The sequence below is a fragment of the Pseudonocardia lacus genome, from assembly GCF_018531445.1.
Classification (GTDB): Bacteria; Actinomycetota; Actinomycetes; order Mycobacteriales; family Pseudonocardiaceae; genus Pseudonocardia; species Pseudonocardia lacus.
Genome location: NZ_JAHDTH010000078.1, coordinates 22,197 through 33,225 on the forward strand (window position 1 = coordinate 22,197; position 11,029 = coordinate 33,225).

The 11,029-nt window shown below is 75.9% G+C and carries 8 protein-coding genes; 3 read left to right on the top strand and 5 right to left on the bottom strand.

All coding sequences use genetic code 11. From position 1 onward, the window contains the following. Positions 1-10: 10 nt before the first annotated feature. On the bottom strand, positions 11-1,765 hold the full coding sequence (locus tag KIK08_RS18025; RefSeq protein WP_214404341.1) for an ABC transporter ATP-binding protein: 1,755 nt from the start codon (positions 1,763-1,765) through the stop codon (positions 11-13). Then, on the bottom strand, positions 1,762-3,312 hold the full coding sequence (locus KIK08_RS18030; protein ID WP_214404342.1) for an ABC transporter transmembrane domain-containing protein: 1,551 nt from the start codon (positions 3,310-3,312) through the stop codon (positions 1,762-1,764). Before KIK08_RS18030 ends, KIK08_RS18025 begins: the two co-directional genes overlap by 4 nt. Positions 3,313-3,565: 253 nt before the next feature. Between KIK08_RS18030 and KIK08_RS18035 the strand changes: the two genes are divergently transcribed. The 3 genes from KIK08_RS18035 to KIK08_RS18045 are packed head-to-tail and all read left to right on the top strand — an operon-like array spanning position 3,566 to position 7,160. Beyond that, entirely contained in the window at positions 3,566-4,462 is an 897-nt protein-coding gene (locus tag KIK08_RS18035; RefSeq protein WP_214404343.1) for an SMP-30/gluconolactonase/LRE family protein, read from the top strand. Then, positions 4,459-6,069 carry an AMP-binding protein gene (locus KIK08_RS18040; protein WP_214404344.1) on the top strand — a complete coding sequence of 537 codons (1,611 nt, stop codon included), beginning with the start codon at positions 4,459-4,461 and terminating at the stop codon, positions 6,067-6,069. Before KIK08_RS18035 ends, KIK08_RS18040 begins: the two co-directional genes overlap by 4 nt. 8 nt (positions 6,070-6,077) lie before the next feature. Beyond that, complete coding sequence (locus KIK08_RS18045; protein WP_214404345.1) at positions 6,078-7,160, top strand: tartrate dehydrogenase; 1,083 nt, start codon at positions 6,078-6,080, stop codon at positions 7,158-7,160. Positions 7,161-7,247: 87 nt separating this feature from the next. Here the strand turns inward: KIK08_RS18045 and KIK08_RS18050 are convergent, their stop codons facing one another. The 3 genes from KIK08_RS18050 to KIK08_RS18060 all read right to left on the bottom strand — a co-directional run bounded on the left by KIK08_RS18050 (position 7,248) and on the right by KIK08_RS18060 (position 10,880). Beyond that, positions 7,248-8,711, bottom strand: coding sequence for a CopD family protein (locus tag KIK08_RS18050; protein WP_214404346.1), 1,464 nt, complete (start codon positions 8,709-8,711; stop codon positions 7,248-7,250). 45 nt (positions 8,712-8,756) lie between these two features. After that, a complete protein-coding gene (locus KIK08_RS18055) occupies positions 8,757-10,094 on the bottom strand; it encodes a cytochrome P450 (protein WP_308257704.1) in 1,338 nt (445 codons plus the stop codon). Positions 10,095-10,202: 108 nt separating this feature from the next. Beyond that, complete coding sequence (locus KIK08_RS18060) at positions 10,203-10,880, bottom strand: response regulator (RefSeq protein WP_214404347.1); 678 nt, start codon at positions 10,878-10,880, stop codon at positions 10,203-10,205. Between the last annotated feature and the right edge of the window lie 149 nt (positions 10,881-11,029).

The window sequence follows — 11,029 nt, forward strand, 5'->3', positions numbered from 1 at the left end:
GCCGCGCGGTTCACGCCTGCCAGGCGGCCCACAGCTCGGCGTAGTGGCCGCCGGCGGCCAGCAGTTCGTCGTGCGACCCGGCCTCGACGATCCGGCCGCCGTCCATCACCAGGATCCGGTCGGCGTGGCTGGCCTGGCGCAGCCGGTGGGCCACGACCAGCCCGGTGCGCCCGTCCAGGACGGCGTCGGCGGCGTCCTCCAGCCGGGTGGCGCTGCGGCTGCCCGACTCGGCGGTGGCCTCGTCGAGGACGACGACGACCGGGTCGGCCAGCAGCGCGCGGGCCAGCGCGACCTGGGCGGCCTGCTCGGGGGTGAGGCTGTGGCCGAGCTCGCCGACGACGGTGCGCATCCCCTGCGGCAGCGCGGCGACCCAGCCGTCGGCGCCGACGGTGGCCAGCGCCTTCTCGACCTCGGCGTCGGTGGCGTCGGGGCGGGCCATGCGCAGGTCGTCGGCCAGCGGGCCGGCGAAGACGTGGGCCTCCTGGGAGACCAGCACGACCGGCTTCGGGCTCGCCGAGCGGAAGCGCTCGACGGGCGTGCCGCCGACGGTGATCTCGCCGCGGCTCGGCGCGGCCAGCCCGGCGAGCAGCACGGCCAGCGTCGACTTGCCGGCCCCGCTCGGCCCGACCAGCGCCACCCGCTCGCCCGCGGCCAGCGCCACCGCGACGTCGTGCAGGACCTCGGTCGTCGCGTAGCTGTGCGAGACCCCGCGACCGACGAGCTCGCCGGCCGGGCGCTCGGCGGGGGCCTCGGTCGGCGCCGGCGCCGCGGCCACGACGCCGACGATCCGGGAGAGGCTGGCCGCGGCCGACTGCAGCTGGTCGAAGCTGAACATGATCATGCCGATCGGGTTGAACATGCGGTGGAAGTACAGCGCCGCCGCCGTGACCTCGCCGACGGTGGCCGTGCCGGCCGACACGACCGCGAACCCGACCGCGACGATCATGCCCAGCCCGACCAGCTCGGCGATGTTCATCCACTTGCCCCATGCGCTGCTGAACCAGAGCACGCCGCGGGAGATGTCGCGCGCCCGCGCCGACGACGCCACGATCCGCTCGGTGTGCGCGGCCTCCGCCCCGTACGCGCGGACCGTCCGCAGACCGTCCAAGGTGGACACCAGCGCCTCGGCCCTGTCGGCGAACGCGGCCCGCTCCCCGGCGTAGCGCTCGGCCGCCCTCGGCAGGTACGACCGCAGCGACAGCACGTACACCGGCACGGCCGTCAGCCCGGCCACGGCCAGCCACGGGTCGAGGGCGAACAGCCCGGCGATCGTCAGCGCGACGGTCAGCACGGCCCCCACCAGCGGGGCCAGCAGCCGGGTGACGATGTCGCCGACCACGGCGACGTCGTCGCCCGCCCGGCTGAGCAGGTCGCCGCGCCCGCTCTCCTCCAGCTCGCCCGCGGGCATGGCCAGCGCCGCGGAGACGGTGCGCTCGCGCAGCCGGGCCAGCACGAACTGCCCGACGCGCACGACCATCCCGGCGCTGACGGTGGTCAGCAGCGCGCCGAGCAGCGCGGCCCCGCCGACCAGCACGGCCGCCGAGACGACCTCGCCCGGCTGCCCACCGGTCAGCACGGTGTCCACGATCCGGCCGAGCGCCCACGGCGCCACCAGGCCCGCGAGCGCGGCCAGCGCGGCCAGCAGCACCGTGGCGACGGTGCGGCCGCGGCGTTCGCGCAGGTGCGTGCCGATGGCGCGGCGGACGTCGCCGGCGGACGCCAGCGGCAGTCGCGTCCGGTCGGCCCCTCCCGCGAGCTCGCTCATCCGAGCACCGCCGCGCGGTAGCCGGCGTCGTGGCCGAGCAGGTCGTGGTGCCCGCCGCTGACGAGCGTGCCGTCGTCGCCGACCACGACGACCCGGTCGGTCCGCGAGAGCAGCACGGGGCTGGTCGTGAACACCAGCGTGGTCCGCGTGGAGCCGTCCGAGTGCCGCAGCAGGCGGATGCCGTCGGCGACGATCTCCTCGGTGACCGAGTCGACCGCCGTGGTCGGCTCGACGAGCACCAGCACCGGCGGGTCGGTGTGCAGGGCGCGGGCCAGGGCCAGGCGCTGGCGCTGGCCGCCGGACAGGCTCAGCCCGCGGTCGCGCACCGGTTCGTCGAGGCCGTGCGGTTGGGCGTCGACGAACTCGGCGGCGCCCGCGGCTTCCACCGCGGCCCGGGGGTCGGGAGGCCCACCGGTGCGGCCGAGGGCCAGGTTGTCGGCGATGGTGCCGCTGAACAGGTCGGGCCGGTGCGGTTCGACGTGCACGGGTCCGGTGCGCCCGTCGACGCTCAGCACGGCGCCGTCCGCACCGGGGTCGCCGCGCAGCGCCGCGACCGCTCGTTCGACCACGGCCGGCCGGGCGACGACGCCGACCAGTTCGCCGGCGCGCAGGTCGAGGGTGAGTGGCGCGTCGCCGTCGGTGCGTGCGGCCTGCTCGTCGGCCTTCTCGGCCAGCACGGCCTCGATCCGCCCGGCGCTCGCCCTGGCCGAGGCCCCGATCTGCAGGTGCATGCCGATGCCGGCCAGCGGCTCGGCGATGAACTGGGCGGCGCCGACGGCGGCCACGAACGAGCCGACGCCGATGGCGCCGTCCAGCGCCAGCAGCCCGGCCGCGGCCGCCGACACGGCCAGCACGATGCCGCTGCCCAGCACCGTGGCCCCCAGCTGGACGGCCTTGGCCGCGCCCGCCCGCACACCGGCCTGCTCGGCCTCCCGGCTGACCAGCTGGTAGCGGGCGGCGGCGTTGCGCTGCGCGCCCAGCCCGTGCAGCACGCGCAGGCCGGTGACCAGGTCGGTGGCCAGCGCCGACGCGGCGGCCAGCGACTCCTGCTGGGCCTCGACCCGCCGCGCCAGCCAGGGCGAGAGCGCGTTGAGCGCGAACGTCACCACGGCCGCGGTGACGATCAGCCCGGCGCCCAGCCGCAGGTCGATGCTCAGCAGGATCGCCGAGCTCACGGCCAGCGCGGCGGTCGAGCCGCACAGCCCGGATACCCAGACGACGGCACCGGCGGCCAGGTCGGCGTCGGAGGAGGCGATGGACAGCAGCTCGCCCTGGCGGCGCCGCACGACGCGCCCGCCCAGCACGTGGTGGGCGAGCTCGGTGCGCAGCTGGTGCGCCTCGGCGATCTCGGCGCCCCCGGCGAAGCGGGCGAACCAGCGGTAGCAGGTGGTCAGCAGGCCGAACAGGGCGATCAGCCCGGCCAGGGTGAGCACCAGGGCGGTGGGCTCGCCGCTGGCCACCGAGAAGTCGATGGCGACCCCGATGGCCAGCGGGACCGTGGCCTCGCAGGTCTGGTGGCCCACCAGGCAGAGGGCCGCGCCGATCACCCGGGGCCGCTGCCGGCGCAGGATGCGCGCCCGCAGCCCGGCGCCGTCGACGGCGGTGGAAGTGGAACTGCGTGCGCGAGCGATGACTACTCCCGTGCGGTCGGCCTTCTGGTTAGGCGATCCTAACCAGGGCCTGCGCGGCAGCGGGTCGGTGTGCGCGGGGCAACTCCAGCAACGCGGCACGGCCGGCACCTGACCTTTCGGCCGTCCCGGGGGCTGCGCAGGCCGGCGCGGCGGTGGGAGTGTGCGGGGCATGGCGGTCAACGGTGACGTGTCGGTTGTCCTGGACGGGTTGTCCTACACGGAGTGCCCCCGCTGGCACGAGGGCCGGTTGTGGTTCTCGGACTTCTACACCGAGAGCGTCCTGGTCACCGACGGGAAGGGGGGCCGCGAGGTCGTGGCGCGGGTGCCGCAGCAGCCCTCCGGGCTGGGCTTCCTGCCCGACGGGCGGATGCTGATCGTCTCCATGCGCGACCGCAGGCTGCTGCGCCGCGAGCCCGACGGCGAGCTGGTCGAGCACGCCGACCTGTCCGGCCTGGTCCCGTCGATGCTCAACGACATGACCGTCACCGCCGACGGCGGCGCCTACGTCGGCAACTTCGGGTTCGACCTGATGGCGGGGGAGTCGCCGCGCAGCACGACGCTGGTGCACGTCACCCCGGACGGGACGCCGCGGGTGGTCGCCGACGACCTGATGTTCCCCAACGGCATGGTCGTCTCCGACGGCGTGCTGGTCGTGGCCGAGAGCTTCGGCGGCCGCCTGACCGCCTTCGACATCGCCGACGACGGCGCCCTCACCAACCGCCGCGTGTGGGCCGGGTTCGGCACCGCGCCGGCCGGCGGTGGCGTCGAGGAGGTGCTCGGGGCGTTCGACGTCGTGCCCGACGGCATCTGCCTCGACGCCGAGGGCGCCATCTGGGTCGCCGACGCCTCGCACTCGCGGGTCGTGCGCGTGCGGGAGGGCGGCGAGATCCTCGCCGAGGTCTGCACCGCCCCGCAGGGCGTGTTCGCCTGCATGCTCGGCGGCGACGACGGCCGCACCCTGTTCATGTGCGCCGCGCCGTCCTTCGCCGAGCACGAGCGGCGGCCCGTCCGCGAGGCGCAGCTGCTGGCCACGCGCGTCGACGTGCCGAAGGCCGGCCTGCCGTGACCGGCACCCTCACCGGGCTGCTCGACGACCTCGTCGCCGCCGACGCCGGCGCGCCGGTCGCGCTCGACCGGGTCGGCGCCGGCTTCCGGCCCGTCACCCGGACCGAGCTGCGCGCCCACGCCGACGCGGTGCGCGCGCTGCTGGCCGCGGCCGGGGTCGGCCCGGGCGACTGCGTCGGCGTCTGGCTGCCCAACTGGTCGGACGCGTTGGCCTGGCAGGTCGCCGCGAGCGGGCTCGGCGCGCACGTCATGGGGCTCAACACGCGCTACAACGTCGAGGAGGTCGCGCACGTGCTGCGCCGGGCCGCGCCGCGGGTGCTCGCGGTCGCGGCCGGCTTCCACGACCTCGACCTGGTCGACCGGCTGCGGCGCGCGGTGGCCGAGGTCGACGGCGCCGCGCCGCTGGTCGTGCCGGTGGCCGGGCCCGACGGCGCCGACCCCGACCCGGCGCCGTTCGACGTCGGCGGCGGGACGGCGCTGGTCGACCGCGAAGCCTGCGCGCCGCCGGCCGGGCGCGACGGGAGCGACCTCGCCGTCGCGTTCAGCACGTCCGGGTCCACCGGGCTGCCCAAGCTGGCGGCCCACCGCGAGCGGGCCGTCGTCGAGCACGGCATCGCCGACGCGCGACGGCTCGGGATCGGCCCCGGCGACGTCGTCACGCTGGTGCTGCCGCTGTCGGGCGTGTTCGGCTTCTCCACGGCGCTCGCCACGATCGCCGGCGGCGGCACGTGCCTGCTGGAGCCGGTGTTCGACCCGCCGGTGGTGCTGGCCGCGATGGCCGAGCACCGGGCCACGCACCTGGTCGGCGGCGACGACATGGTCTCCCGGCTGGTCGACGCCTGGACGATCGAGCCCGCGGACCTGACCAGCCTGCGCTGGGTCGGGCTGGCCGACTTCATGGGCCGGGTCGAGGAGATCGCGCGCTGGGCCGCCGCGGAGTTCGGCGCGCTCACCACCGGCGTCTACGGCTCGTCGGAGGTGTTCGCGCTGGCCACGTCCTGGCCGGACGACGTCCCCGCGCCCCGGCGGTGGACCGGGGGCGGCACGCCGGTCTCGGCCGCGATCCGGGTGCGGGTGGCCGACCCGGAGACCGGCGCACCCCTGCCCGACGGCGAGCAGGGCGAGCTGCTGTTCGCCGGGCCGACCGTCGTCGACGAGTACCTGGGCAGCCCGGAGGCGGCCGCGTCCGCGTTCACCGCCGACGGCTGGTTCCGCACCGGCGACCTGGCCGTGCGCCACCCCGACGGGGCGATCGAGTACGTCTGCCGGATGGGTGACGTGCTGCGGCTCAGCGGCTTCCTGGTCGCCCCGGCCGAGATCGAACTGCGGTTGGCCGCGCACCCCGCCGTCGTGACGGCGAAGGTCGTCGGCGCCCGGTCACCGGATGGCGCCCCGCAGGCGGTCGGGTTCGTCGTCCTCGACGGCGGTGTCGATGCGACAGCCACCCCGCAGGAGCTGCGCGAGTGGTGCGCTTCGGCCCTGGCCCGGTTCAAGGTGCCCAGCCGCATCGAGATCATCGACGCGATGCCGACGACCTCCGGGACGAACGGCACCAAGATCCGCGCCGCCGAGCTGCGGGAGTGGGCGCAGAAGGGCGTGCCTGGTTAGCTCGGCCCATGACCCGGCACTCGATCGCGGTGATCCCCGGCGACGGCATCGGCACGGAGGTCGTCCCGGAAGGGCTCAAGGTGCTCGAGGCCGCGGCCCGGGCGCACTCGCTGGACCTGGAGTTCGTCCCGTTCGACTTCGCCAGCGCCGACTACTGGCAGCGCCACGGCGCGATGCTGCCCGACGACTGGTTCGACCTGCTCGCGCCGCACGACGCGATCTTCTTCGGGGCCGTCGGCTGGCCGGCCGTGGTGCCCGACCACGTGTCGCTGTGGGGGAGCCTGCTGCAGTTCCGCCGCCACTTCGACCAGTACGTCAACCTGCGCCCGTGCCGGTTGATGCCCGGCGTGCGCAGCCCGCTGGCCGACCGCGGCCCCGGCGACATCGACTTCTACGTCGTGCGGGAGAACACCGAGGGCGAGTACTCCGCGATCGGCGGCAAGATGTTCACCGGGACCGACCGCGAGTTCGTCGTGCAGGAGACGGTGATGACCCGCACCGGCATCGACCGCATCCTGCAGTTCGCCTTCGACCTCGCGCGGAGCCGGGAGAAGAAGCACCTGACCTCGGCGACCAAGAGCAACGGCATCTCGATCACCATGCCGTACTGGGACGAGCGCGTGGACGAGGCGGCGCGGCGCTACCCGGACGTCCGCGTGGACCGCTTCCACATCGACATCCTCACCGCGAACTTCGTGCTGCACCCCGACTGGTTCGACGTGGTCGTGGCCAGCAACCTGTTCGGCGACATCCTCTCCGACCTCGGCCCCGCCTGCACCGGCACGATCGGCATCGCCCCCAGCGCCAACATCAACCCGACCGGCGAGATGCCCAGCCTGTTCGAGCCCGTGCACGGCTCGGCCCCGGACATCGCCGGCCGGGGCATCGCCAACCCGATCGGCCAGATCTGGTGCGGGGCGATGATGCTGGAGCACCTCGGGCACCGGGAAGCGGGCGCGGAGGTGCTGGCCGCCGTCGAGCGGGTGCTGGCCATGGGACCCGACAAGGCCCCGTTGACGCCCGACCTCGGCGGTCGCGGCACGACCCGCGACCTCGGCGACGCCATCGCCGCCGAACTCGCCTCCCGCTGACCCTCTCCCCCCGTCGAGAACGAACTTGTCGTGATCAACAGGCCCGGTTGATCACGACAACTTCGTTCTCGACGGGCCGGGCGCGGGTCAGCCGGGGGCGGCCTTGTCGCCGGTGGGGGAGACCGCGAACCAGACGCCGTCGGTGCCGTTCGCGCCGGTGGAGGCCAGCCCGGCGGGTTCGCCGACGCGCAGGTAGAGCGGCCAGCCGTCGAGGGTGACCTGGCGGGTGCCGTCGGGGCGGTCGAGCGTGCCGATGCGGGCCTGGTCGACGCCGCGCCCGACGACGGACCGGCCGTCGGCCACCAGCGGGGCCCAGACGTCGGTGCAGGTGGTGTCGAGGCAGGCCGAGGTCGGCGGTCGGGGGGAGTCGAGGTCGCTGCGGTAGACGATCCGGTACTGGGTGTCGACGACGACGGTGCCCAGCGGCCCGGACTGCACGGCCCACAGGTTCAGCTCCCCGGTGGGGAGCGCCTGGTCGTGCTGCTGGTGGCCGGTCGGGGAGCCGTGCGCGGAGTGCGACCCGTCGGGGGGCGGGGTCTGGCTGAGGGCGGCGGCGACGCCGATGGTCAGGGCCATCACCGCGATCTCGGCGCCCGCCCAGCGCAGCACCGGCATGCGGCCGGCGAGCAGCCGGCGGCGGGTGAGCCAGCCCAGCCCGGCGACGGCGCCCAGCAGCACGACCTTGGCCGCGACCAGCAGGCCGTAGCCGGTGCTCACCAGCGAGGCCGGGCCGTCGAGGCGGGTGAACGTGTTGAGCAGCCCGGACAGCGCGACCGTGAGCAGGCACCCGGCGGCCAGCCCGGAGAAGCGGGGCAGGGTGTTGTCCAGCAGGGCGCGGTGGCCGGCGACCAGCACCAGCAGCGCGGCCAGCCCGCCGACCCAGATCGCGGCCGCGCCCACGTGCAGCGCGATGGCGACGACGGCCAACTGGTGCTCGGGATCGGCGCCGGAGTGCCCGGTGAGCGCGGGCAGCAGGGTCCCGATCACCGCGACGACGGCCGGGACGCGCACCTGGACGGCGTCGCGGCGGCGCACGCGGGCCACCGCGACGCCCAGCACGGCGGCCGCGCAGGCGGCGGCAAGCAGCATGCCGCGCCCGGCGTCGAGGCGGGTCGTCCAGGCCAGCACCTCGCCGCCGGACAGCTGCAGCGGGGACCGGCCCAGCGCGTCGGCCGTGCGCAGCACGATGCCGACGACCAGCAGCACCAGCCAGGCGCCCGCCGCGGCGACCAGGACGCGGTCGGCGCGGCGCTGCACGCGCAGCAGGTCGCGCAGGGCGGAACCGGGCAGGCGGTCGGCGCCCAGCGGGAGCAGGACGCCGATGAGCGCCAGCCCGACGCACGCCACGGCGGCGGCGTCGGCGCCGGAGCGGGCGACGGTGGCCCCGGTGCGGACGCCGAGCCCGGAGCCGGTCAGCGCGCCGCCCAGCACGCCGGCGAGCAGGGACCCGCCCACGGCGAGCGCGACCCAGACGGCCACCGCGAGGCCGGGGTCGAGGGAGAGGTCGTCCGGAGCGTCACGGCGGTCCCCGCCGTCCGCGACTCGCCCCATGGGCACCGACGGTAGCCCAGGAACCGGCCCGGGCGGACGACCAGGTCAGCCCGCGGGCGGCCCGAGCCGGACGGGGAGGCGGTCGATGCCGTGCACGATCGAGCTGCGCCGGAACGGCAGCTCGGCCGGGTCGGCGGCCAACCGCATCTGCGGGAACCGGCGCACCAGCGCGGGCAGCGCCGCGCGCAGCTCGATCTTGCCCAGCTCGGCGCCGACGCAGCGGTGGATGCCGTGGCCGAAGGCCAGGTGGCGGGTCGTGGGCCGGGACGCGTCGAACCGGTCGGCCTCCGGGCACAGCGCGGGGTCGCGGTTGGCCCCGCTGAGCGAGCAGAACACCACCGCGCCCGGCCCGACCTCCCGTTCGCCGATCTTCACCGGCTTCAGCGCGACCCGGGGGAACGCCACCTGCACCACGCTCAGGTAGCGCAGCAGCTCCTCGACGAACGGGTCGACGGCGGCGGGGTCGGTGCGCACCCGCTCGAACAGCTCCGGGTCCTGCATCAGCAGGATCGCGCCCATCGCGATGGTGCTGGCCGTGGTCTCCAGCCCGCCGGTGAGCAGGCCGTCGGCCAGCCCGGCCAGCTCGCGGTCGGTGAACTCGTCGCCGTGGTCGCGCACCAGCCGCCCGAGCAGGCCCTCACCGGGCTCGGCGCGCTGCTGGCGGATGATCCGCAGCAGGTAGTCGACGCCGCCCTCGACCGCGCCGACGGCCGCCTGGGCGCCGTCGGCCAGGTCGAACCGGGAGGTGCTCAGCCGCTGGAAGTCGTCGCGCTCCTCGTAGGGGATGCCCAGCAGCTCGCAGATCGCCAGCGACGGCACCGGGAACGCGAAGGCGGAGACGAGGTCGACGACCCCGTCGCGCTGCTCCAGCGCGTCGAGCTGCTCGGCGACCACCGCCTCGATGCGCGGCACCAGCCGCTGCAGGCGCCGGCCGGTGAACTCCGGGGTGAGCACGCGGCGCAGCCGGGTGTGGTCGGGCGGGTCGGTGAAGCCGAGGCCGCCGGGGTGGTTCTTCGCGGGCAGGCCGACCGCGCGGGCGAAGTTGAGGTAGTCGGTGCTGAACGTCGTCGCCGGCGCGGCCAGCACGTCGCGGGCCTGCTCGTAGCCGGTCACCAGCCACGCCCCGGCGCGCAGCGGCACCGGGATGCGGCTGACCGGAGAGCGCTCGCGCAGCTTGCCCAGCCGCGGGATCGGGTCCATGCCGTCGCGCCGCAGCGGGACGACGGAGATGGCCGGCAGCATCCGCAGCGCCGCCGGGGCGGCCCGGGCGAGCAGCGCGCCCACCGCGCTGCTCAGCCGTCGCCGCGCGGTGGCCGTGCCCCGTCGCAGCATGGCCGTCCCGGGGCTGCTGGCCCCGGCGTCCGGGGTTCGCGAGTCGGTCACGGGGAACGATCCTTTTCTGGCACCTGCGGCGGGCCCCACCCGGTCCCGCCTCCGGTGACGACGTTACGGGGAGCATCGACACCGCGGCCGGTCGGGTGATCCCGATCTCTACGGGGCGGGCGGGACGAGCCCCGTGCGGTGGGCGAGCACCACGGCCTGCACGCGGTCACGCAGGTCGAGCTTGTTCAGGATGCGCGAGACGTGGGTCTTGACGGTCTCGGCGGCGACCACCAGCTCGGCGGCGATCTCGGCGTTCGACAGCCCGTCGGCCACCAGGCGCAGCACCTCGCGCTCGCGCGGGGTCAGCTCGGCCAGCGGCCCGCCCCCGTCCGCGGCGGGCGCGGGGCGCAGCCGCTCGGCGTAGCGGCCGATCAGCTCGCGGGTGACCGACGGCGCCAGCAGCGACTCACCGGCCGCGACCGTGCGCACCCCGGCGACCAGCCCGGCCGGCGGGGTGTCCTTGAGCAGGAAGCCGCTGGCCCCGGCGCGCAGCGCCTCGTAGACGTAGCCGTCGACGGTGAACGTGGTCACCACCAGCACCTTCATCGGGTGCTCCGCTCCGGGTCCGGCGAGCCGGCGGGTCGCTGCGATGCCGTCGAGCAGCGGCATCTGGATGTCCATCACCACGACGTCCGGGCGCAGCCGCAGTGCCTCGTGCACGGCCTCGTGGCCGTTCTCGGCCTCGCCGACCACGGTCATGTCCGGCTGCGCGTTGAAGATCGTCACGTAGCCGGCCCGGACCAGGGCCTGGTCCTCGCAGATCAGCACCCGCAGCGGCGCGGTCACGCCGGCTCCACCAGCGGGATCGCGGCCCGCACGCGGAAGCCGCCGTCCGCGCCCGCCCCGGCCTCGAACGTGCCGCCCACCGCCCGCACCCGCTCGCGCATGCCGGTCAGCCCGCGCCCGCCGCTGCCGGGGTCGGCCGCCGGCGGGCC

Bases quoted from the DNA above. Each gene is read 5' to 3' on its own strand.
- KIK08_RS18025 (WP_214404341.1), bottom strand. From the start codon at position 1,765: ATGAGCGAGCTCGCGGGAGGGGCCGACCGGACGCGACTGCCGCTGGCG.
- KIK08_RS18035 (WP_214404343.1), top strand. From the start codon at position 3,566: ATGGCGGTCAACGGTGACGTGTCGGTTGTCCTGGACGGGTTGTCCTAC.
- KIK08_RS18045 (WP_214404345.1), top strand. From the start codon at position 6,078: ATGACCCGGCACTCGATCGCGGTGATCCCCGGCGACGGCATCGGCACG.
- KIK08_RS18050 (WP_214404346.1), bottom strand. From the start codon at position 8,711: ATGGGGCGAGTCGCGGACGGCGGGGACCGCCGTGACGCTCCGGACGAC.